Below are 21,618 nucleotides of genomic sequence, written 5' to 3' on the forward strand. Positions count from 1 at the left end.
TCCAGCCTTACGGGCATATGAGTCTGCTGCTTTGCAGCAAGGGGAGACTTTTCCAAAGTCACCCGTTCAACGAAAGGGACAACTTATTACTCTCAACCGAGTAGATAACAGTTTCCTAACGATAAAAATTTGATTATGTATTAAATGCATTAATTAATATCGAAATAGTAACAGACGCCTCTCAATATAATGGACGGGAAATTAATGTGCCGTGACGACGCTCGTTAGAGCGCAAAGGCGATCCTCCCAAGAAGCCGGCTGTGGGGGCGGAACGTAAACCTGCGGGCGAAGCCGTGAACACGAAAACTCGCGAGTTGTCTCGTAGAAGTGGGAAGAAACCCTATGCTATTTCTTCGAATTGTCGAGGACTGAAGGCTCCGACGTGCGTGGCATAGCCTCGGCGCACGCCTGCGCAATGAAGCATTTACTTAGTACTTTCTTAAGAGTGCGGTCGCTTTCGGTCCGCTCCGATCTACTGCCGGACCGGAAAACCGCGCCGAAAAGCGTCGCAGTAGGTAAGCATTAACGCCCTTGTTTCGCAACTGCAGCTTCAAGTCAGCGCTCTCACCCACGTTCTGGCGCTAGCTCAGGCGATACCAGTAGCTTCCATCCATGCCCAATTCCCGCACCGCCTCCCCCCGCGCCAACAAGTAGTTCAAATGCGCAATACTCTCCCCCGTCGCCATCCCCAGCAGCCCGCCACTCCCCGTGATAGGCCGCGAAAACAGTTCCCCGAACACATCCACCGCGCGCCTGGGTTCGGCCAGCGCCCCGCGCAGCCGGTCCAGCGCCTGCATCTGGCTGGCTCGCAGATAGTCGATCCGCGCGTGCAGCCCGCGGAACGGTTCGTTGTGCGCCGGCAGCACCAGCACGTCGTCCGGCACGGCGGCGCGGACCTTGTCTAGCGAGGCCAGCCAGTCGGCCATCGGATCGGCGTCGGGCTCGGTCGGGAACACGGATACGTTGGACGAGATGCGCGGCAGCACCTGGTCGCCGGATACCAGCAGCTTCAGCGCCGGGCAGAACAGGCAGGCATGTTCTGGGGAGTGGCCGGTGCCGACGATGACCTGCCAGTCGTGCGCGCCGATGCGGACGGTATCGCCGTCGGACAGTCGGCGGAAGCTTTCGGGCAGGGCGTGAACATATTTGCCGAAGCCGCCGAAGCGGGTGCGATACACCTCGATCGCTTCGTCATCCCAGCCGGCCTTGCGATAGAACGCGATCGCGTCGTCCGGCGCGGCGCGCCCGGTATCGGCGGCGAGCACGCGGCACATCAGGTATTCGAGCCGCGTCATCCACAGCTGGCAATCAAACTTGCCGGTCAGCCAGCCGGCCATGCCGATGTGGTCGGGATGCATATGGGTCACGAACAGCCTGGTCAGCCCGCCCTCGAGAGCGCCGCCAGCGGCGAACAGCGCGCGCCAGGCTTGCGCGGTTTCCGGGGTCTGCAGGCCGGCATCGACCGCGGCCCAGCCGCTGCCGTCGCGGATGGCCCACAGGTTGATATGGTTCAGGCCGAGCGGCATCGGCATGCGCAGCCACAGGACGCCGGGTGCGACTTCCCGGGCGCGGCCGGGTTCGGGGGCGTCGCCGCAGGGGTAGTCGAGTTCGGGCTTTTGGAGGGAGATGGGGGCAGCTGCGAGCGCGATGTCGGGGGATTGGGCGGTCATCGGTGTCTGGGCCGGTGGGCCGGCCGTGCTGTGCGCCGTGGCCGGGGCAGCGATGCTACCGGCCCGGCGCGTTATGGATAGCTGACACCTTAGCCCAGATGGGCGATTCCTGCCACGCGCGCCCCGCCCGCGTTCCGGCCCCTGAAACGATGCCCGGCTAGCGCGCCGTTGCCGGCAGGACTTTGCCCGGATTGAGCAGGTTCAGCGGATCCAGCGCCTGCTTCACCTGCCACATCAGTTCCAGCTCCACCTGCGACTTGTAGCGCGTCAGGTCGTCGCGCTTGGCCACGCCGATGCCATGCTCGGCTGGTGCATGGTCGAGAAGGTACGGGTCAATATGCGGCGGAAGGCTTGTCGGCAGCGGCACCTGGCTGCGGCTCGCGGAACGAAGCGGCAAGCTTGCGCGCGGCATTGGCATACAACATCACGTCCACGCCGGTGGCCACGAAGGTGCAGCCCAGGTCCAGGTAGCGGCGCGCGAGCGCGGGGTCCGACGTCAGCGTGCCGGCGGCTTTGCCGCTGGCGATGATGGTGCGCATCGCGCCTTCTATGGCGGCCTGCACGTCCGGATGGCCGGGGCGGCCGCGGTAGCCCATCGAGGCGGCGAGGTCGGCCGGTCCGATGAAGACGCCGTCGACGCCGTCCACCGCGCAGATCGCTTCCAGGTTCTGCAGCGCGGTGACGGTTTCGGCCTGCACCAGCAGGCAGATTTCGTCGTCGGCCACGTCGAGGTAATCGGTGCGCGCGCTCCACTGCGAGGCGCGTGCAATGGCGCTGCCCACGCCGCGGATGCCATTCGGCGGGTAGCGCGTAGCGCTGACCAGCGCGCGCGCCTGCTCTGCGGTATCCACCATCGGCACCAGCAGGCTGCGCGCACCGATATCCAGCAGCTGCTTGATCAGCGGCACTTCGCCGGCCACGGCGCGCACCACGGGCTGGACCGGATACGGCGCCACCGCCTGCAGCGCATGCAGCGTCGAGCGCAGGTCGTTGGGCGCGTGCTCGCCGTCGATCAGCAGCCAGTCGAAGCCGGCGGTGGCCGAGACTTCGGCCAGGTACGGCGTCGCCATCGACAGCCACAGGCCGATCTGCGCCTGGCGCGCGGCCAGTGCGGTCTTGAAGGGATTGTTTGCGGGCATGGGAACTCCTGGTGCGAAGAGGATGGCGCGTGGCGCTTCAGCCTAGCTGGCCCTGGCAAAGGTACTTGGTATGCATGTAGTCGTCCAGCCCGTGGCGCGAGCCCTCGCGCCCGTAGCCGGATTCCTTGACGCCGCCGAACGGCGCCGCCTCGGCCGCGATCGCGCCTTCGTTGATGCCGACCATGCCGGTCTCCAGCGCCTGCGCCACGCGCCAGATGCGGCGGATGTCGTTGGAGTAGAAGTACGCGGCCAGGCCGAACGGGGTGTCGTTGGCGTCGCGGATCACCTCGGCTTCGTCGCGGAAGCGGAAGATCGGCGCGACCGGGCCGAAGGTCTCTTCGCACGACAGTTCCATCGCCGGCGTGGCATCGACCAGCACCGTCGGCGCGTAGTAGTGCGGACCATCGGCGCTGCGCACGCGCTTGCCGCCGGTGACCACGCGTGCGCCCCTGACGACCGCATCATCGACATGGCGCGCGATCTTGTCGACGGCGCGGGCATTGATCATGGGACCGATCTGTGCGTCGTCTTCGGTTGCGGGACCGACATGGAGCGCGCCCACGCGCTGCGCCAGGCGCTCGACGAACGCGTCGTGCACGGCGTCATGCACATAGACCCGATTCGGGCACACGCAGGTCTGTCCGCCGTTGCGGAACTTGGACGCCATCAGGCCATCGACCGCGGCATCGAGATCGGCATCGTCGAAGACGATGAAGGGCGCGTTGCCGCCCAGCTCCAGCGAGAGCTTCTTCAGCGTGGCCGCCGATTCGCGCGCCAGGTGCTTGCCGACCGGCGTGGAGCCGGTGAACGTGACCTTGCGCACGCGGCTGTCCGCCAGCCAGGCGTCGACCACGCCGGGCGTGCGCTCGCGCGAGGCCGTGACGAGGTTGACCACACCCGCCGGCATGCCGGCCTGTTGCGCCAGCCACGCCAGCGCCAGCGCCGTCAGCGGCGTGTCTTCGGCGGGCTTGGCCACTACCGTGCAGCCGGCGGCCAGCGCGGGCGCGATCTTGCGGGCGATCATCGCCAGCGGGAAGTTCCAGGGCGTAATGGCAGCGACCACGCCCACTGGTTCCTTCAGCACCAGCAGCTTGCGGCCCGGCACCGCTTCCGCGACGATGTCGCCGCAGATGCGCGTGGCTTCCTCGGCAAACCACTCCACGTACGACGCGCCGTACTGCACCTCGCCGCGCGCTTCCTTCAGCGGCTTGCCCTGTTCGGTCGAGATGATGCGCGCCAGGTCTTCCTGGTGGTCAAGGATCAGCGCATGCCAGCGCTTGAGCAGCTGCGCACGTTCGCGCGCGGGCCGGCGGCTCCATGCCGGGAACGCCACGGCGGCGGCGTCGACGGCCAGGCGCGCATCGCCGGCATCGCTGTCGGCCACGTTAGCGAAGGTTTCAGCGGTGGCCGGATCGGTCACGGCAAAGCGCGCTGCCAGTCCGGCATCGCGCCATTGGCCGTCGATCAGGTTCTGGCTGCGCAGCAGCGTTGGCTCGGAAAGCTTCAACATCGATATGTGTGCGGAGAGATTGGTAGAACGCGGCTCAGCTGACAATGCCGAGGTGCCACGGCACGAACTCGTTGTCGCCCAGGCCTAGCAGTTCGCTCTTGGTGGGTTCGCCCGACGCCGCGCGCAGGATGTGTTCGAAGATCCGCTGGCCCATCTGCGGCACGCTCAGCTCGCCGTCGAGCACCAGGCCACAGTTGATGTCCATGTCTTCGTCCAGACGGTGGTACATCGCCGAGTTCGACGCCAGCTTGAGCGTCGGCGCCGGCTTCGAACCGAACATCGAGCCACGCCCGGTGGTAAAGCAGATCAGGTTGGCGCCGCTGGCGATCTGGCCGGTAACGGCCACCGGGTCATAGCCGGGCGAGTCCATGAACACAAAGCCGGCCTGGTCGATCGGCTCGGCATACTCGTACACCGCCTGCAATGGCGTGGTGCCGCCCTTCATGGCCGAGCCCAGCGATTTCTCGAAGATGTTGGCCAGGCCGCCCTGCTGGTTGCCGTGGCCCACCACGCCGTTGAACTGCGCGTTGTGGCCGGCGGTGTAGCGCTCCCACCAGGCCAGCCGGTCCAGCAGCTTCTGCCCGACTTCCGGCGTGACCGCGCGGCGGGTCAGCATGAATTCCACGCCGTGGATCTCCGGCGTCTCGGACAGGATCGCGGTGCCGCCGTGGCGCACCAGGATATCCATCGCCGCACCCAGCGCCGGGTTGGCACTGATGCCGGAAAAGCCGTCGGAGCCGCCGCACTCCAGCCCGATCTTCAGGTGGCTGGCGGGCACCGGCTGGCGCACCGCGGCGTTGGCCGCCGGCAGCATCGATTCGATCGCGCGGATGCCCGCCGTGATGGTGGCGCGCGTGCCGCCGGTATCCTGCATCACCAGCGTATGCACCGCGGGACCGGGCTCCAGCCCTTGCGATTCCACCAGCGACGCGACCTGGTTGCGCTCGCAGCCCAGCCCCACGATCAGCACGCCGGCCAGGTTGGGATGGCGCGCGTAGCCGGCCAGCGTGCGGCGCAGCACGTCGAAATGCTCGCTCGGCGACGACATGCCGCAGCCGCTGGTCTGCGCAAAGGCGACCACGCCATCGACATTGGGATAGTCGGCCAGCCGTTGCGGCGTGAAATGCGCAGCGATCTGGCGGATCACGGTGGACGAACAATTGACCGACGACAGGATGCCGATGAAGTTGCGCGTACCGACGCGGCCGTCCGCGCGCACAAAGCCGTTGAAGGTAGCACGTTGCGCCGCCGGCACGTAGTCGACCGGACGCACATCCTGGCAGAAAGCCGGATCGCGGTAGAAATCGACCAGCGTCAGGTTGTGCGCATGCACGTGGTCGCCCGGCGCGATATCGCGCGCGGCCACGCCGATCACGGTGTCGAACTTGCGCACCGGGGTGCCGGCCGCGATGGCGCATGCCGCGATCTTGTGGCCGGCCGGCACCTGCGCGCGCACGCGCACCGCAGGATCGGCCAGTTGCTGGCCCAGGCCGAGGTCGCTGCGCGCGACCAGCACGTTGTCGTTGGGGTGCAGCCGGATAACGGGATTGGAATTCACTGGGTCTTGGGCTTCGCGTGCCATCAGCTTTGCTGCAGCAGTTCTTTGAGCTTGAGGCGCTGGATCAGCTGGGTTTCCTGTTCATAGACGCTGGCGACGTACTTCTTGTAGTCAGGCCCGTCCAGGTACATCACGGGCGCGTCCAGCCGCGCCGCCACCTGCTTGAACTCGTTGCTGGCCACCGCGGCGCGGAAGGCGTCGCGCAGCTTCTTTTCCACGGCGGGCGGCAGGCCCTTGGGCGCGCCGATGCCGTTGGGCGCTTCCACCACCACGTTGTAGCCCAGCTCCTTGAGCGTGGGCGTGTCCTTGAAGCGGCTCGCGCGCTGTTCGCCCCAGGTCGCCAGCAGGCGCAGCTTGCCGGCTTCGACGTGCGGCGCCCATGAGCTGGAATCGGCAAGCAGCTCCACCTGTCCGGCCAGCACGTCCTGCAGCGCGGCGGCGCCGCCCTTGTAGGCGATGGCATTGAACTGGATGCCCGCGGCCAGCGCGAACTGTTCCATGCCGACATGGGTGGCGCCACCGATGCCGGCGTGCGCATAGGTGACCTTGCCCGGACTGGCCTTGGCGGCGGCCACCACGTCCTGCAGCGTCTTGTAGCGCGAGTTGGCCGGCACCGCGATGCCGAAGGTCTGTCCCGAAGTGCGGGCCAGGTAGGTCAGCTCGGTGCGCGGGTCCAGCTGCAGCATGCCGAGCTGCGCAAACCGCGTCACCGAGATCGGGATCTGGCCGATGGTATAGCCGTCCGGATTGGCGCGCCCCAGCGCCTTGGTGCCGATCATGCCGGACGCGCCGGCGCGGTTCTCCACCACGATCGACTGCTTCAGGATGCCGCCGGCCACCTGGCACAGCGCGCGCATCGACTGGTCGGCGGTGCCGCCGACCGGCCACGGGCAGATAAAGGTGATGGGACGCTCGGGGTAGTCGGCAGCCAGCGACCGCGCCGCGGGCAACAGCACCCCCGCGGCACCCGCGGCGGCTCCGATGAGCAGGCGGCGGCGCTTGGCATCGATGGGGAACGATTGAGTCATTTGCGGGTGTCTCCGATGTTTTGATTATCGGCGGGACCGGCGCTGCCAGCCTCGTCATGCCCGCATTGTGTCGGCGCAGGTCATAACAATCCAATCGAAAATTGGCATTGCTTCATAACCTTATGGTTAGCTAGACTCGCGGCATGGTACAGATCGACCGCGCGCTGCGCTCCAATATCAAGCTGCGCCACCTGCAACTGCTGGTGGCGCTGGATGAGTTCCGCCATCTCGGCCGCACCGCGGAATTCCTGTCGGTGAGCCAGCCGGCGGTGTCCAAGGTGCTGACTGAAGTCGAGAAAATGCTGGGGCTGACGCTGTTCACGCGCTCTACCCGCGGCACCGAGCCGACCCCCGCGGGCGAGTCGCTGGTGCGCTTTGCGCGCTCGGTGCTGGCGCAGTACGAACAGACCCGCGACGAGATTGCCGCGGTGCAGAGCGGCGCATCCGGGCGCATCCGCGTGGGCTCGATGGGCGCGGCCTTGCCGGTGCTGCTGGCGCAGGCCGTCGGCACGCTCAAGCAGCGCCACGCGCACGCCACCGTGCTGGTGGAGGAAGGCGACCTGACCCACCTGCTGCCCAAGCTGCGCCTGCGCGAACTCGACCTGATCGTGGGCCGGCTGGAGCCCGGCTATGCCGCGCCGGACCTGCTGACCGAGGCGCTTTATGAAGAAGCCATGGTGGTCGTGGTGCGGCGCGGCCACAAGCTGGCGCGCAAGGCCCGGCCCGGCTGGGCCGACCTGGCCGCGATGCCGTGCGTGCTGCCGCCGCCGTGGGCTTCGCTGCGCGTGAAGATCGAACAGGCCTTCTTCCGCTACGGCCTGCACCCGCCGCAGGACGTGATCGAGACCTCTTCGTACCTGGCGCAGGCGACCTTTGTTGCCGAGCGTGGGGCGGCGGCCTTCATGGCCGAATCGGTTGCGCTGGCAATGCAGCAGGAAGGCCGCCTGCAAGTGCTGAAGATGGAGGTGCCGGTCGAGCTGCCGCCGGTGGGCATCATCACGCTGCGCGAGCGCGCGCCGTCGATCGGCACCGACCAGCTGGTGGCGTGCCTGCGGCGAGAGGCGGCGGCACGGGAATAGCCTTCGCGGCCGGGTCCGGCACGCTTGCGCCATCGCTGTTAGGATCATGCTCCGGGAGCCCCGTGCCAGACGGGGCCGCGAGCCAGGAGACATCCATGCCCGGGAAGAAGGCCATCCTCGTCGTCGGGGCCGGCGACGCCACCGGCGGCGCCATTGCGCGGCGCTTTGCCCGCGAGGGCTACATTGCCTGCGTGACGCGCCGCCATGCCGACAAGCTGGAACCGTTGGTGCAGCAGATCCGCGCCGATGGCGGCGAAGCCCATGCCTTTGGCTGCGATGCGCGCAAGGAAGACCAGACCGTCGAGCTGATCGCGCGCATCGAGCGCGAGATCGCGCCGCTGGAGGTGGCGGTCTTCAATATCGGCGCCAACGTGCAGTTTCCCATCACCGAGACCAGCGCGCGCGTGTACTACAAGGTCTGGGAGATGGCTTGCTTCGGCGGCTTCCTGATGGGCCGCGAGGCCGCGCGCGCGATGCTGCCGCGCCAACGCGGCTCGATCTTCTTTACCGGCGCCACCGCCAGCCTGCGCGGGCGCGAGAACATGGCCGCGTTTGCCGGCGCCAAGCATGCGCTGCGGGCACTGGCGCAGAGCATGGCGCGCGAACTCGGGCCGAAGAACATCCACGTCGCGCACCTGGTGATCGATGCCGCCATCGACACCGAGTGGATTCGCGAGAACTTCCCGGAGCGCTACGCGGCCAAGGCGCAGGACGGCATCGTCAATCCCGACCACATCGCCGATACCTACTGGATGCTGCACCAGCAGCCGCGCGACGCGTGGACGCATGAGCTTGACCTGCGTCCCTGGATGGAGCGCTGGTAAGCAGACCGCGCCGCGAGCGAACGCACAACGCACAACGCACAACGCATACAGACCACCACGACAGGAGACCGGACGTGACCAGGCAAGTGGAATTCTTCTTTGATTTCGGCAGCCCGTATTCATACCTGGCATGGAAGGAGCTGCCGCGCGTGACGCAGCGCACCGGCGCCACCATCGTCTGGCGCCCTATCCTGCTCGGCGGCGTGTTCAAGGCCACCGGCAATCACAGCCCGGCCGAGGTGCCCGCCAAGGCGGGCTGGCTGCACGGCGACACCGCGCGCTGGGCCAGGCGCTATGGCGTGCCGTTCCGGCAGAATCCGCATTTCCCGGTGAATACGCTGATGCTGATGCGCGGCGCCACCGGCTACCTGCGCCAGGACGAAGCCACCTTCCTGCGCTATGCCGACGCCATGTTCAGCGCAATGTGGGAACAGGGCCGCAACCTCAACGACCCGGCCGAGACCGGCGCGGTGCTTGCGGCCGCGGGTTTCGATCCGCGCGCTGCGCTGACGCTGGTGGACGACCCGGAAGTCAAGCAGGCGCTCAAGCGCGACACCGAACACGCGGTCACGCGCGGCGTGTTCGGCGCGCCCAGCTTTATCGTCGGCGACGAGCTGTTCTGGGGCAACGACCGTCTGTTGTTCGTGGAGGAAGCGCTGGCGCGGCCTTAGCCCGCGCCGCGCGCCACCAGCACGGGCACCGAAGTGGCCAGCAGTGCCACGCCGGACACGGTCAGCAGCGTCAGCACGATCTTGCGGAAGGCGACCTCGCTGATGCCGAGGTAAAGCCGGGTGCCCAGCAGCGTGGGCACCAGCATCGCCGGCGCCACCACCAGGAACATCGGCAACATCTCGCGCGTGACGATGCCCTTGCCGACATAGGCGGCCATGGTCATGGCCAGCGTGGCGAGGTTGAAATTCTGGATCACGGCGCGCTGCTCGTCCTTGTCGAAGCCGCGCAGCGTGCACCACAGCGTGGGGATCACGCCGGTAAAGCCGCCGATGCCGCCCATCACGCCCCCGGCGGCGCCGGCCACGCCGTCAGCCACGCGCCCGCCCACGCCGATATGCGGCAGCCGCCGCGCCATCAGCATCACCGGGCACCATAGCGTCAGGAAGGCGCCAAGGACCGCCTTGAACCACTGCGCGTCGAGCAGCGGCAGCACCGCCACGCCCAGCGGGATGCCGGCCACACCGCCAGCCACGAACGGCCACAGCCGCCGCCACGAGAGCCCGCGGCGCACCGATGCGGCCGCCAGCAACTGGCCGGTCAGCGCACCGAATACCGTCATCGCCGCGGCCAGCTTCGGCTCGATCGCCCAGGCCCAGAACGACATCGCCACCATGCCGAAGGCAAAGCCGGACAGGCCCTGGACGAAACCGGCCACGGCGGCACCCGCAATGACGATCAGCAAGGTGGAATCGAAGGACACGGCGAAGGAGGCAAGACCTGACGATACAAGGCGCATAACTATGCACTTCCCCGCCCCCGTTGTCAGCTTTCAGCCGTGCTGCGATGCGCCAATCTGATACGGTGTTTTTCCGCTGACTTGATTCTGTTCCGGCTGGCGGCGCTCCGCTACGATCTCCCCATCAGCAATGGCCAGGGCGGCGCTGCAAGCGCTGCACGCGCCGGCAGGTGCGGCGATTTGTCGCCCGGCCGATGACGGGGACGACGCTGCCCTTTGCGGCGCGCGCGACGTACACTACGCTTACCGCACGCGCCTGCGCCCCCTGCTCCCCGGGCGCGCTTCTGCCTGGGTGTCGAACTGCCAAAGCGTCTTGGAGGCAGTCCGCACCCGACCCAGGCACGCGCCAGGCCAGCGCCACGGAGAACACGACATGTTTGGTTTGACCGCGCTCGACCTCGCCCGCATCCAGTTTGGCTTCACCATTTCCTTCCACATAGTCTTTCCCGCGATCACCATCGGCCTGGCCGCCTACCTGGCGGTGCTGGAAGGCTGCTGGCTGCGCACGCAACGCCCGCTGTACCGCGACCTCTACCACTTCTGGTCCAAGATCTTTGCCGTCAATTTCGGCATGGGCGTGGTATCGGGCCTGGTGATGGCCTATCAGTTCGGCACCAACTGGAGCTTTTTCTCCGAGTTTGCCGGCAGCATCACCGGGCCGCTGCTGACCTATGAAGTGCTGACCGCCTTCTTCCTGGAAGCGGGCTTCCTTGGGGTGATGCTGTTCGGCTGGAACCGGGTCGGCCCGGGGCTGCATTTCTTTTCCACGGTAATGGTGGCGCTGGGCACGCTGATCTCGGCTACCTGGATCCTGGCATCGAACAGCTGGATGCAGACGCCGGCGGGCTTCGAGATCATCGATGGCCGCGTGGTGCCCACCGACTGGTTCGCCGTTATCTTCAACCCGTCGTTCCCGTACCGCCTGGTGCATATGAGCGTGGCGGCGTTCCTGGCCACGGCGCTGTTTGTCGGCGCGTCCGCGGCCTGGCACCTGCTGCGCGGGCGCGACAATCCCGCCATCCGCAAGATGCTGTCGATGGCGATGTGGATGCTGCTGATCGTCGCGCCGATCCAGGCGGTGATCGGCGACTTCCACGGCCTCAATACACTCAAGCACCAGCCCGCCAAGATCGCCGCGCTGGAGGGGCATTGGGAGAACAAGGGCAACGAGGCCCTGCCGCTGCTGCTGTTCGGCTGGCCCGACATGGAGCGCGAGGAAACCCGCTTCGCGGTCGAAGTGCCGCATCTTGGCAGCCTGATCCTGACGCACAGCTGGGACGGGCAGATCCAGGGCCTGAAGGAGTTCGCGCCCGAGGACCGGCCCAATGCCACCATCCTGTTCTGGTCTTTCCGCGTGATGGTCGGCCTGGGGCTGCTGATGATCGTGCTGGGCGTGTGGAGCCTGTTGTTGCGGCGCCGGGACCGGATCTATCGCGTCCGTCCGTTCCTCCATATGGCCTTGTGGATGGGACCTGCCGGCGTGATCGCCATCCTGGCCGGCTGGTACACCACCGAGATCGGCCGCCAGCCATGGGTGGTGTACGGGCTGCAGCGCACCGCGGATGCGGTGTCGCCGCACGGCGTGCCGGAACTGGCGACGACGCTGGCGATCTTCGTGGTTGCGTATTGCTTCGTGTTCGGCGTCGGCATCGCCTACATGATGCGGCTGGTGCGCAAGGGCCCGTTGCTGGAAGAGCCCGAGCCGCATGGCGGGCCAGGGCGCGAGCATACGCCGGCGCGCCCCTTGTCGGCGGTGGATGACGATGAAGTCCTCGCCCCCACCCCCACCGCACGCACCCGGAGCTGACACCATGGGCATCGATCTCTCCCTTCTCTGGATCGTCATCATCTTCTTCGGCGTGATGATGTACGTGGTGATGGACGGCTTCGACCTGGGCATCGGCATGCTGTACCCGTTCGTGCCTGACCGGCATGACCGCGACGTGATGATGAATACCGTCGCGCCGGTCTGGGACGGCAACGAAACCTGGCTGGTGCTGGGCGGCGCGGGGCTGCTGGCGGCGTTCCCGCTGGCGTATTCGGTGGTGCTGAGCGCGCTCTACCTGCCGCTGATGCTGATGCTGCTCGGCCTGATCTTCCGCGGCGTGGCGTTCGAATTTCGCTTCAAGGCCAATGACCGCGAACGCCCGGTGTGGGACGCCGCCTTCATCCTCGGCTCGGCCACGGCCACCTTCTTCCAGGGCGTGGCGCTGGGCGCGTATATCGACGGCATCAAGCTCGAAGGCCACCGTTTTGCCGGCGGCCCGCTCGACTGGCTGGCGCCGTTCCCGCTGTTCTGCGGCGTGGGGCTGATCGTGGCCTACACCGTGCTGGGCAGCACCTGGCTGATCATGAAGACCGAGGGCGACCTGCAGCAGCGCATGATCCGCCTGACCGGCACGCTGGCGTGGCTGCTGCTGGCGGTGATCGCCATCATCAGCCTGTGGACGCCGCTGACGCATCCCGAGATTGCCGAGCGCTGGTTCAGCCTGCCGAACCTGTTCTGGTTCTCGCCGGTGCCGATCCTGGTGGCGCTGTGCATGCTCATGCTGATGCGCGCGCTGCGCCGCGAGCCCGATATCTCGCCGTTCCTGTATGCGCTGGGGCTGGTGTTCCTGGGCTACAGCGGGCTCGCGATCAGCGTCTGGCCCAATATCATCCCGCCAGGGATCTCGATCTGGGAGGCCGCGGGGCCGCCGCAAAGCCAGGGCTTTGCGCTGGTGGGCGCGCTCTTCATCGTCCCCTTCATCCTGATGTACACGGTGTGGGCCTACTACGTGTTCCGCGGCAAGGTCCGCCACGGCGAGGGCTATCACTGATGGGCGCGCCGCATACGGAAAGCGGCACCCGCACCGGCACCTGGCTGCGCCGCGTCGGCTGGCTGGTGCTGATCTGGGCCGCGAGCGTGGCGGCACTGGGCGTGGCCGCGTGGGTGCTGCGGCTGATCATGCGGGGCGTGGGCTTCCACAGCTGACGCCCCGCGCCCGGCATGGCGCATCCCGGCGCCATGTGACGCGCCAGTCGCAGGCTCGCCAGGTCCGCCTCAAGAATCCGAATAGCCCCATCAGCATTCTTTGCCCCGCTGTCACCACGGTGACAACCCCGTTTCTTACTCTGCGATCGCATTGCGGCACACGCAATCCGCCGCGCGGCCATTGCCGCCGGCGCACAACAACGCGGATACACAGGGGAATGAGCGATGGCAGGGAACCTTGCACCGGGCTGGCTGGCGGGGATGGGGCGCGGGCGTGTGCTGGCCGGCACCGTCGCAGTCATGCTGGCCGCGACGCTGGCAGGCTGTGGCGGCGGCGACAGCGCGCCGTCTGGCGCGCCCAACGATACCGACACCAGCAAACCCGCGCCGGAGCCTGCCCGCGCCGGCGGCCCGCGCGTGCTGCTGGTCGGCGTCGACGGCGCCACCTATGCACAGGTGCAAAGCGCGGTGCTGCGGCGCGAGCTGCCCAACCTGGCCAGCCTGAACCTGGTGCCGACCGCAACCGGCGGCATGCCCGGCACCATCACCGCGCAGCCGCCGCTCGACGCGCCCAGCTGGGCCACGGTGCTGACCGGCGCCTGGGCCAACCGCCATGGCATCGACGACGACACCGGCAGCACCGCGCTGCGCGCGCCGACCGTGTTCCACTACCTGCGCACGGCCGGCAAACCCGGACTGCAGCAAGGTGCTGCGGTCAGCGCGCCAGCCCTGCCGGTGCTGCTCAGGACGGACCAGGACGCAGGCGTGCTCGATACGCTGGTCGATTGCGCGGGCGTCGACCGCTGCGTCACGCAGAATGCCGTGCGCCAGGTGCAGTCCGGCTATGGCGTGGTGATGGCGCAGTACAGCGCCCCGGCGCAGGCGGCGCAAGCCGGTGGCTTCGGCAACGGCGCCTATGCCGCCGCGCTGGCCGAGACCGACCGGGCCCTGGGCGAACTGCTCGCCGCGGTGGCCGCGCGCCGCCAGGCCCAGCCGGGCGAGGACTGGCTGGTGCTGGTCACCACCAGCCACGGCCTGGATGCCACCGGCGCCGCCACCACGGTGCCGACCGTGGAAAACCGAACCGCGTTCCTCGCCACCAACAAGACCCTGAACGGCGCGCTGGCCCGGCCCGGCGCTGCCGCACCCGACACCCCGGCGGACCTGTCCGCGCTGCCGACCGAGGCCGATATCGTCCCGACCGTGCTGGCCCACGCCGGCGTCGCGCTTGATCCCGCGGCAACGCGCCTCGACGGCTCCGCGCTGACCACCGCCACCGCCGGCGTGCGCGCCATCGGCGCCAGCATCGGCCAGTACCACGACGCCATCACGCTGACCTGGCAGAACCCGAGCCCCGCATACGGTGTCACGCGCGTGCTGCGTGACGGCGTGCAGATCGCCGCGCTGGGACCCGAGGTACGGACCTTCACCGACAAGGCCTTCGACATGCCGACCGGCCTGTATCAGTTCAACTACACGCTGGTGCGCAACGACGTGCCGGTGTCGTACCTGGCGCAGATCCACTACGTCAAACCCGTCACGCTGATGCCGTCGCTGCTCGATGGGCTGGCGTCGTATTTCAGCCTGGACAGCAAGCCGTTCGCCGATGCCAGGAACGCGGCCACGCTGGGCCCGTGGGTGGCAAGCCTCGACGGCGGCACGCTCGCCGCCGACAACTTCGGCGGCCAGTCGCTGCAGCTGGACTCGCGCATCGACAGCTACCAGCTCAAGCACAACGCGGCCGATATCGCGCAAAGCCCGCAATTCACCATCGGCCTCTGGTTCCGCACCGACTGCACCCAGGGCAACGGCACCGGCGAGCCGATCCTGTCGAACAAGAACTACATCTCGGGCGGCAATGCCGGCATTGCCATCGCCCTGTTCGGCAGTTGCGAGATCCGCTTCAACCTGGGCAGCGGCAGCGGCAAGCGCGACGACATCAATGGCATGAAGGTATCGGCCAACCAGTGGGCCTATCTGGCGCTGTCGGTCGACGCGGCGGCGAAGCGCTTCAGCGCCTACGTCATCGACCCGGTGCTGGGCCTGCAGATGACCGAGAACAAGGCGATCGCCAACACCGACGTGACCCGGCTCGCCGGCCTCGGCACGGGCTGGGGCGTCAACGACGATGCCACCCACAACTACGTCGGCAACAACCCCGGCGCGCTCAAGGGCGTGATGGGCCTGAACGACCTGGCGATGTGGACGCGCGTGCTGACGCTCGACGAACTGAAGGCCATCACCGGCGCACGCCAGCCCCTGTCGACGCTGAACCCCTGAGTTCCAGCATCCGGCGGCGCACCCGCTCCCTGAAAGAGCCGGTGACGCCCGGGCTTCACCCTCCCCGCATCCCGATCCCCCTGCAGGAGATTGACACCATGACCTTTCGACCTTCCACCCTGGCCCGGCCGCACTGGCTGGCCGCCTTGCTGCTGAGCGCGGCCCTCGCCGGCTGCGGCGGCGACTCCGGCGAGGGCGCCAGCGGCACCCCGGCCGCGGCGCCGACCACGCCCGGCGCACCCGGCACCGGCGGCAACCCCGGCCAGGGGAACGGCAGCGACCGGCCTGGCGAGACCCCGGCGGTCAAGCCGCAGCTGCGCTGCGCGCCCTGAGCCCGGCCCCGTCTACCCTCCCCGCAACCTTCCGGCACCGAATCCCATGAACCCCCAAAGCAGACGCAACTTCCTCAAGCTCGCCGGCGGCAGCGCCGCCGCCACCGCCGCGCTGGCGGCCTTCCCGCCGTCGATCCGCCGCGCGCTGGCGATCCCGGCCAACAACGCCACCGGCACCATCCGCGATGTCGAGCACGTGGTCATCCTGATGCAGGAGAACCGCTCGTTCGACAACTACTTCGGCACGCTGCGCGGCGTGCGGGGCTTTGGCGACCGCTTCCCGATCCCGCTGGCGGGCGGCCTGAACGTCTGGCAGCAGACCTATACCAACGGCAGCACCACCCGCACCGTGCTGCCCTACCACCTCGACAGCAGCGCCGGCAATGCGCAGCGCGTCAGCGGCACTCCGCACTCGTATCCCGACGCGCAGAACGCCTGGGACCTGGGCCGCATGAACAAGTGGCCGACCTACAAGCAGACCCAGTCGATGGGCTACTACACCGAGGCCGAGCTGGATTTCCAGGTGGCGCTGGCCAATGCCTTCACGCTGTGCGACGCCTACCACTGCAGCTTCCATGGCGGCACCAATCCCAACCGCCTGTTCCACTGGACCGGCACCAACGATCCGGGCGGCGCCTATGGCGGTCCGGTAATCGACAACAGCGGCGACTCGTTCACCGGCTCGAACACGCCCTATACCTGGAAGACCTACCCGGAGCGCCTGGAAAGCGCCGGCGTGAGCTGGAAGGTCTACCAGAACATGCCGGACAACTTCACCGACAACCCCCTGGCGGGGTTTAAACAGTACCGCGACGCCAATGCCGCGCGCGGCAACCAGGCCAACGGCAGCCCCTATCCGCCGTACACCAGCGCCGACGACGCGGTCAGCCCGCTGCTCAAGGGCGTGGCCAACACCATGCCCGATGGCGGCTTCCTGCAGGCGCTGCGCGACGATATCGCCGCGGGCAAACTGCCACAGGTGTCGTGGATCGTGGCGCCGGCCACGTACTCGGAGCACCCCGGGCCGTCCAGCCCGGTGCAGGGCGCCTGGTACACGCAGGAGGTGCTCGATGCGCTGACCGCCAATCCCGCGGTCTGGAGCAAGACCGTGCTGCTGATCAACTTCGACGAGAACGACGGCTATTTCGACCACCTGCCGCCGCCGTGCGCGCCGGCCTATGACGGCGACACGCTGGCTGGCGCCACCACGCTCGAGCCGGAACAGCTCAAGCCGGAATATCACGTCGACAAGCGTCCCTACGGCCCCGGCCCGCGCGTGCCGATGTACGTGGTCTCGCCCTGGAGCCGCGGCGGCTGGGTCAACTCGCAGGTGTTCGACCACACCTCGGTGCTGCGCTTCCTGGAAGCGCGCTTCGGCGTGGCGGAGCCCAATATCAGCGGCTTCCGCCGCGCGGTGGCGGGCGACCTGACTTCGGCCTTCAACTTCGTCAGCCCCAACACCAACGCGCTGCCCGAACTGCCCAGCCGCGACAAGGCCAGCGCCGACGCCATCCGCACCGCGCAGGGCGTGCTGCCGCAGGTGCCGCTGCCCCCGGCCGGCAGCCAGCAGATGCCGCAGCAGGACCCCGGCACGCGCCCGTCGCGCGCCCTGCCTTACGAACTGCACGTCAGCGCGCGCGAAGACGCCCGCGACCAGCGCGCGGTGTGGCTGCTGTTCAGCAATACCGGCACGGCGGCGGCGGTGTTCCACGTCTACGACCGGCTGCACCTGGACCGCGTGCCGCGCCGCTATATGGTCGAGCCGGGCAAGGCGCTGCATGGCAGCTGGGACGTCTTTGCCACCGATGGCGGCAAGTACGACCTGTGGGTGCTGGGCCCGAACGGCTTCCACCGCGCCTTCCGCGGCGACGTGGCGGCGGTGACCGCGGCCGGGGCCAGCGCGCCGGAGATCCGGGTCTGCTATGACATCGCCAACGCCGCGGTGTACGTCGACATGATCAATACCGGCAGCGCCCCCTGCACCTTCACCGTCCAGGCCAACGCCTACCGCACCGACGGCCCGTGGACCTACGAGGTGCCCGCCGGCATGCAGCTGCAGCAGCACTGGCCGGTGGCGCGCCAGGGCAACTGGTACGACTTCACCGTGACCACCGCGCAAGGCGGCTTTACGCGCCGCTTTGCCGGGCGCATCGAAACCGGCAAGGACGGCGTGTCCGACTCGGCAATGGGCGCGGCCGGCTGACGCAACCCGTCGATCCGGCGCCACGCCAGTCCCGCCCCGGCCGGTCCCAAGCGGAACCGGCCCGGGCGGGCGTAGCCGTTTTGTCATATTGGGCCGCTAGACTGCGCGGTCGTCCGGCCCGGTCCGGACCCTTCCCCCAAACTGCGCGCGGATGACCATGCTAGGCGACCTGCTGATGACCTTTTTCGAAGTGGCGCGCCAGGGCAGCATCACCATGGCGGCGCGGCAGTTGCGCGTGAGCCAGCCCACGGTCACGGGACGCATCCGCCAGCTGGAGGAGACCTATGGCGTGGAACTGTTCCACCGCCGTGCCAGCCGCGTCGACCTGAGCGATGTGGGCGTGGCCCTGATGCCGGTGGTCGAGCAGCTGATGCAGCAGGAAGGCAATGCCGACTACCTGCTGCGCAACGCCGGCAACCTGCGCTTTGGCAACCTGCGCATCGGTGCCACCGGGCCGTATTACATCCTGCGCGCGGTGGCGGCGTTCCGGCAGCGCTATCCCGCGATCGACGTGAGCCTGGATATCGGCAACTCGCAGCAGATGCTCGAAGCGCTGTTCGAGTACCGCATTGACGCGGCGGTGTCGTCGCATCCGGTGGACGATGACCGGCTGGCCTGTATCCGGCTGGCGACCGACCCGATGGTGCTGGTGGTCCATCCCGGCCATGCGCTGGCACGGCTCGCGCAAATCGACCTGCCGCAACTGCGCGGCTGCCACCTGCTGGTGCGCGAGCACGGCTCGATGACGCGCAAGACCACGGAGACGGCGCTGGCCGCGTGCGGACTGGAATTGCCGCCGCACACCGTGATTGGCAGCAGAGAGGCCATCTACGAGGCGATCCGCCAGGGCCTGGGCGCCAGCGTGGTGCCGCTGGGCGAGGTGCCGCGCGACCCGCTGCTGCGCGTCATCCGGTTCGCGTCCGGCGCGCCGGTCTTGCATGAATACCTGTACTGCCTGCGGAGCCGGCGGCAGACGCGGCTGGTCGGCGCCTTCCTGGATTGCGTGGCGCTGGATGAGCCGGCTGCCGCCGCCCAGGCCGCCTGACGGCAATGCACCCACGCGCCGATTTCCCGGAATATGACCAGTTGCTGACCTTGCTGGACGCCGGCGGCCACGTGCTCGATACCCAGGTGGCATGCGAGACCACCGTGCAGGGCCACCGCTTCGGCGTGCATGTCGCCATGCTTGGCAGCCGCGACCCGGGCGCGCCGGCCATCGGCATCTTCGGCGGCATTCACGGGCTGGAGCGCATCGGCACGCAGCTGGTGCTGGATTACCTGCGCTCGGTGCTGTCCCGCCTGGCCTGGGATGAACTGCTGCACCGCGAGCTGCAGTCGGTGCGGCTGGTGTTCATGCCCATCGTCAACCCCGGCGGCATGTGGGCCGGCACGCGCGCCAACCCCAACGGCGTCGACCTGATGCGCAACGGCCCGCAGGATGCCGACGCGCGCGTGCCCTTCCTGGCCGGCGGCCAGCGCCTCGGCGCCTGGCTGCCGTGGTACCGCGGCGCGGCCGGCGCGCCGATGGAGGCCGAAAGCAGCGCACTGCTGCGCGTGGTCCGGCAGGAACTGCTGCCGCGTCCGCTCAGCTTTGCGGTGGACTGCCATTCCGGCTACGGCTGGCGCGACAGCATCTGGTTCCCGTACGCGCGCACGCGCCGGCCGATGCCGCACCTGGCCGAGATGTACCTGCTCAAGACTTTGTTCGAGCAGGCCCATCCGCACCATGGCTATACCTTCGAGCCGCAGAGCCACCAGTACCTGCTGCACGGCGACCTGTGGGACCATGCCTATGACCTGGCGCCGCGCGGCAACCTGTTCCTGCCGATGACGCTGGAGCTGGGCTCGTGGCTGTGGATCAAGAAAAACCCGCGCCAGCTGTTCTCGCGCGAGGGCATCTTCAACCCGATCAAGGCGCACCGCACCGCGCGCGTGCTGCGCCGGCACGTCAGCCTGTTCGACTTTCTCGGCCGCATCGCCTTTGCGTCCGACCGCTGGCTGCCGCGCGGCGCGCAGCGCGACGAGCTGCTGCAGCAGGCACGCGCGCACTGGCATACGGAGCCGCCATGAGCCGATGGGTGTTCTTGCGGGGACTGACGCGCGAATCGCGCCACTGGGGAACGCTGCCGGCGCGCTGGGAGGCAGCCGGGCTGGGACGCCCGCTGTTGCCTGACCTGCCCGGCAATGGCGCGCTGTCGGCACAGCCGGCGCCGTGGAGCGTGCGCGACATGGTGACGGCGGTGCGGCGCCAGCTGACCGCCGCCGGCGTGCCGGGACCGTACCGCGTGCTGGCCATGTCGCTGGGGGCGATGGCCGCAACCGAGTGGGCCAGTACGTATCCGGAAGAAGTGAGCGGCCTGGTGCTGATCAACACCAGCATGCGGCCCTTCTGCACGCCCGCGCAACGCCTGCGTCCGCGCAACTGGGGCAGGCTGCTGCGCGTGGCGCAGAGTTGGCAGGATCGCGCATATTGCGAGCGGACCATCCACGCCATCACCTGCGCGCGCACCGACACGCTCGCCAGCGACCTTGCGCAGTGGCAGGCCATCGCAGCGGACGCACCGGTCAGCCGGCAGGCCGCGCTGGCGCAATTGCTGGCCGCCGCGCGCTACCGCGCGCCGGCCGAGCCGCCGCGCTGCCCGGTATTGCTGCTGGCCTCGGCGGCGGACCGCCTGGTCAACCCGGCCTGTTCGGGGCGCATCGCGCAGGCCTGGGACGTGCCCTTGCTGACGCACCAGTGGGCCGGCCATGACCTGCCGCACGACGATCCGCAGTGGCTATGCGACGCGGTCGCACGCGCCGGGTCACGCTTCGGCTAGCGCCTCTTCTACTGGCATGGCGCTGGCCAGCAGCGCTGCCGCGGCATCGACGCGTTCCCACGTACCGAACAGCCGCGCACTGATCAGCCCGTTCTGCAGCGCGCCGAATATCACCTGCGCCAACTGCGGCGGCGGCAGCGGAAACGGCGCCGCGCCCCGGGCGCCGGCCTGCTCGAGCAGGCGTGCCAGCCATTGCTCGTTAAGGCGGGTAAAGTCCTGCATCGCGGCGCGCACGGTGTCAGGCATGGCCAGCACGTCGGCCGACAGCATGCCGACCACGCAGGCCTGGTCGGTGCAGGCACCATCGCGCAGCGGCTGCAGGTATTGCCGCGCCTGCTCGGCGCACGGCAGGCTGGTATCGATGGCCTGCAGCCTTGCCCGCTTGCGCGCGCTGTACTCGCGCACCGCTTCGAGCACCAGGTCGTCCTTGGACGGGAAGTAATAGTGGATGCTCGAGGTCTTGACGCCGACCAGTTCGGCCAGGTCGCGGTAGCTGAAGCCGTTGAACCCCCTGCGGCGGATCAGCACCAGCGCGTGTTCGACCAGTTGCTCGCGTACGGTTGGGGTATTCATGGCATCGACTCCTCGGCTTGCCGCCGGGCCATTCAGGCCGGCAGCGTTTGTGCGATCAGCGTGATGAGGGACCCGCTTGCAAGGCAAAGTCCAACCCATCCGCCCAGGATCAGCGCAGTGTCACGCCAACGCATGATCAACTCCTGAAGCGGGGCCGCACC

General features: G+C 68.3%; 19 protein-coding genes and 1 pseudogene. 12 read left to right on the forward strand and 8 right to left on the reverse strand.

What is annotated here, in order from left to right:
* Window positions 1–581: 581 nt before the first annotated feature.
* From LIN44_RS18630 to LIN44_RS18655, 6 genes and pseudogenes are all read right to left on the reverse strand, one after another.
* Window positions 582–1,670: an MBL fold metallo-hydrolase gene (locus LIN44_RS18630; protein ID WP_227315747.1), complete on the reverse strand. Its 1,089-nt coding sequence runs from the start codon at window positions 1,668–1,670 to the stop codon at window positions 582–584.
* 157 nt (window positions 1,671–1,827) lie between these two features.
* Window positions 1,828–1,977: pseudogene (locus LIN44_RS18635) on the reverse strand (FAD-binding oxidoreductase); the annotation flags it as partial.
* Between the two features lie 25 nt (window positions 1,978–2,002).
* On the reverse strand, window positions 2,003–2,809 hold the full coding sequence (gene hpaI, locus LIN44_RS18640; RefSeq protein WP_227315748.1) for a 4-hydroxy-2-oxoheptanedioate aldolase: 807 nt from the start codon (window positions 2,807–2,809) through the stop codon (window positions 2,003–2,005).
* A gap of 37 nt (window positions 2,810–2,846) precedes the next feature.
* A complete protein-coding gene (locus LIN44_RS18645) occupies window positions 2,847–4,319 on the reverse strand; it encodes an NAD-dependent succinate-semialdehyde dehydrogenase (RefSeq protein WP_227315749.1) in 1,473 nt (490 codons plus the stop codon).
* 34 nt (window positions 4,320–4,353) lie between these two features.
* Window positions 4,354–5,877: a UxaA family hydrolase gene (locus LIN44_RS18650; protein WP_227316361.1), complete on the reverse strand. Its 1,524-nt coding sequence runs from the start codon at window positions 5,875–5,877 to the stop codon at window positions 4,354–4,356.
* A gap of 23 nt (window positions 5,878–5,900) precedes the next feature.
* On the reverse strand, window positions 5,901–6,905 hold the full coding sequence (locus LIN44_RS18655) for a tripartite tricarboxylate transporter substrate binding protein (RefSeq protein ID WP_227315750.1): 1,005 nt from the start codon (window positions 6,903–6,905) through the stop codon (window positions 5,901–5,903).
* Between the two features lie 143 nt (window positions 6,906–7,048).
* Here LIN44_RS18655 and LIN44_RS18660 point away from each other — a divergent pair, with 143 nt between their 5' ends.
* The 3 genes from LIN44_RS18660 to LIN44_RS18670 all read left to right on the forward strand — a co-directional run bounded on the left by LIN44_RS18660 (window position 7,049) and on the right by LIN44_RS18670 (window position 9,479).
* Window positions 7,049–7,984, forward strand: a complete 936-nt coding sequence (locus LIN44_RS18660) for a LysR substrate-binding domain-containing protein (protein WP_227315751.1) — start codon at window positions 7,049–7,051, stop codon at window positions 7,982–7,984.
* A gap of 95 nt (window positions 7,985–8,079) precedes the next feature.
* Window positions 8,080–8,808 (forward strand): SDR family oxidoreductase, encoded by a 729-nt coding sequence (locus tag LIN44_RS18665; protein WP_227315752.1) that lies wholly within the window; start codon window positions 8,080–8,082, stop codon window positions 8,806–8,808.
* 74 nt (window positions 8,809–8,882) lie between these two features.
* Window positions 8,883–9,479 (forward strand): 2-hydroxychromene-2-carboxylate isomerase, encoded by a 597-nt coding sequence (locus tag LIN44_RS18670; RefSeq protein ID WP_227315753.1) that lies wholly within the window; start codon window positions 8,883–8,885, stop codon window positions 9,477–9,479.
* Here LIN44_RS18670 and LIN44_RS18675 read toward each other — a convergent pair.
* On the reverse strand, window positions 9,476–10,276 hold the full coding sequence (locus tag LIN44_RS18675; protein WP_370641723.1) for a sulfite exporter TauE/SafE family protein: 801 nt from the start codon (window positions 10,274–10,276) through the stop codon (window positions 9,476–9,478). The two genes, LIN44_RS18670 and LIN44_RS18675, sit on opposite strands and share 4 nt — an antisense overlap.
* A gap of 373 nt (window positions 10,277–10,649) precedes the next feature.
* Here LIN44_RS18675 and LIN44_RS18680 point away from each other — a divergent pair, with 373 nt between their 5' ends.
* The 9 genes from LIN44_RS18680 to LIN44_RS18720 all read left to right on the forward strand — a co-directional run bounded on the left by LIN44_RS18680 (window position 10,650) and on the right by LIN44_RS18720 (window position 20,884).
* Window positions 10,650–12,083, forward strand: a complete 1,434-nt coding sequence (locus LIN44_RS18680) for a cytochrome ubiquinol oxidase subunit I (protein ID WP_227315755.1) — start codon at window positions 10,650–10,652, stop codon at window positions 12,081–12,083.
* Between the two features lie 4 nt (window positions 12,084–12,087).
* Window positions 12,088–13,095: a cytochrome d ubiquinol oxidase subunit II gene (cydB, locus tag LIN44_RS18685; protein ID WP_227315756.1), complete on the forward strand. Its 1,008-nt coding sequence runs from the start codon at window positions 12,088–12,090 to the stop codon at window positions 13,093–13,095.
* Complete coding sequence (locus tag LIN44_RS18690; protein WP_018007587.1) at window positions 13,095–13,250, forward strand: DUF2474 domain-containing protein; 156 nt, start codon at window positions 13,095–13,097, stop codon at window positions 13,248–13,250. Before cydB ends, LIN44_RS18690 begins: the two co-directional genes overlap by 1 nt.
* A 225-nt stretch (window positions 13,251–13,475) precedes the next feature.
* Window positions 13,476–15,530, forward strand: a complete 2,055-nt coding sequence (locus LIN44_RS18695) for a LamG-like jellyroll fold domain-containing protein (RefSeq protein ID WP_227315757.1) — start codon at window positions 13,476–13,478, stop codon at window positions 15,528–15,530.
* Window positions 15,531–15,628: 98 nt separating this feature from the next.
* Entirely contained in the window at window positions 15,629–15,862 is a 234-nt protein-coding gene (locus LIN44_RS18700; protein WP_227315758.1) for a hypothetical protein, read from the forward strand.
* A gap of 46 nt (window positions 15,863–15,908) precedes the next feature.
* Complete coding sequence (locus tag LIN44_RS18705) at window positions 15,909–18,065, forward strand: phosphocholine-specific phospholipase C (RefSeq protein WP_227315759.1); 2,157 nt, start codon at window positions 15,909–15,911, stop codon at window positions 18,063–18,065.
* Between the two features lie 157 nt (window positions 18,066–18,222).
* The gene (locus tag LIN44_RS18710) at window positions 18,223–19,110 is read left to right on the forward strand and encodes a LysR substrate-binding domain-containing protein (protein WP_227316362.1); all 888 of its coding nucleotides are present in this window, start codon (window positions 18,223–18,225) and stop codon (window positions 19,108–19,110) included.
* Window positions 19,111–19,115: 5 nt separating this feature from the next.
* Window positions 19,116–20,135: a M14 family zinc carboxypeptidase gene (locus tag LIN44_RS18715; protein WP_227315760.1), complete on the forward strand. Its 1,020-nt coding sequence runs from the start codon at window positions 19,116–19,118 to the stop codon at window positions 20,133–20,135.
* Window positions 20,132–20,884, forward strand: coding sequence for an alpha/beta fold hydrolase (locus LIN44_RS18720; protein WP_227315761.1), 753 nt, complete (start codon window positions 20,132–20,134; stop codon window positions 20,882–20,884). The genes LIN44_RS18715 and LIN44_RS18720 overlap by 4 nt, the downstream gene beginning before the upstream one ends.
* Here the strand turns inward: LIN44_RS18720 and LIN44_RS18725 are convergent.
* Complete coding sequence (locus tag LIN44_RS18725) at window positions 20,870–21,457, reverse strand: TetR/AcrR family transcriptional regulator (RefSeq protein WP_227315762.1); 588 nt, start codon at window positions 21,455–21,457, stop codon at window positions 20,870–20,872. The genes LIN44_RS18720 and LIN44_RS18725 overlap by 15 nt on opposite strands.
* Window positions 21,458–21,618 lie beyond the last annotated feature (161 nt).

This window comes from Cupriavidus sp. MP-37, assembly GCF_020618415.1.
Lineage (GTDB): Bacteria > Pseudomonadota > Gammaproteobacteria > Burkholderiales > Burkholderiaceae > Cupriavidus.

Excerpts from the sequence above, each read along its gene's own strand:
- LIN44_RS18690 (WP_018007587.1), top strand. The coding sequence starts at position 13,095 with ATGGGCGCGCCGCATACGGAAAGCGGCACCCGCACCGGCACCTGGCTG.
- LIN44_RS18655 (WP_227315750.1), bottom strand. The coding sequence starts at position 6,905 with ATGACTCAATCGTTCCCCATCGATGCCAAGCGCCGCCGCCTGCTCATC.
- cydB (WP_227315756.1), top strand. The coding sequence starts at position 12,088 with ATGGGCATCGATCTCTCCCTTCTCTGGATCGTCATCATCTTCTTCGGC.
- LIN44_RS18695 (WP_227315757.1), top strand. The coding sequence starts at position 13,476 with ATGGCAGGGAACCTTGCACCGGGCTGGCTGGCGGGGATGGGGCGCGGG.
- LIN44_RS18665 (WP_227315752.1), top strand. The coding sequence starts at position 8,080 with ATGCCCGGGAAGAAGGCCATCCTCGTCGTCGGGGCCGGCGACGCCACC.
- LIN44_RS18720 (WP_227315761.1), top strand. The coding sequence starts at position 20,132 with ATGAGCCGATGGGTGTTCTTGCGGGGACTGACGCGCGAATCGCGCCAC.
- LIN44_RS18725 (WP_227315762.1), bottom strand. The coding sequence starts at position 21,457 with ATGAATACCCCAACCGTACGCGAGCAACTGGTCGAACACGCGCTGGTG.
- LIN44_RS18675 (WP_370641723.1), bottom strand. The coding sequence starts at position 10,276 with ATGCGCCTTGTATCGTCAGGTCTTGCCTCCTTCGCCGTGTCCTTCGAT.
- LIN44_RS18630 (WP_227315747.1), bottom strand. The coding sequence starts at position 1,670 with ATGACCGCCCAATCCCCCGACATCGCGCTCGCAGCTGCCCCCATCTCC.
- LIN44_RS18715 (WP_227315760.1), top strand. The coding sequence starts at position 19,116 with ATGCACCCACGCGCCGATTTCCCGGAATATGACCAGTTGCTGACCTTG.
- hpaI (WP_227315748.1), bottom strand. The coding sequence starts at position 2,809 with ATGCCCGCAAACAATCCCTTCAAGACCGCACTGGCCGCGCGCCAGGCG.
- LIN44_RS18645 (WP_227315749.1), bottom strand. The coding sequence starts at position 4,319 with ATGTTGAAGCTTTCCGAGCCAACGCTGCTGCGCAGCCAGAACCTGATC.
- LIN44_RS18705 (WP_227315759.1), top strand. The coding sequence starts at position 15,909 with ATGAACCCCCAAAGCAGACGCAACTTCCTCAAGCTCGCCGGCGGCAGC.
- LIN44_RS18700 (WP_227315758.1), top strand. The coding sequence starts at position 15,629 with ATGACCTTTCGACCTTCCACCCTGGCCCGGCCGCACTGGCTGGCCGCC.
- LIN44_RS18710 (WP_227316362.1), top strand. The coding sequence starts at position 18,223 with ATGCTAGGCGACCTGCTGATGACCTTTTTCGAAGTGGCGCGCCAGGGC.
- LIN44_RS18680 (WP_227315755.1), top strand. The coding sequence starts at position 10,650 with ATGTTTGGTTTGACCGCGCTCGACCTCGCCCGCATCCAGTTTGGCTTC.
- LIN44_RS18660 (WP_227315751.1), top strand. The coding sequence starts at position 7,049 with ATGGTACAGATCGACCGCGCGCTGCGCTCCAATATCAAGCTGCGCCAC.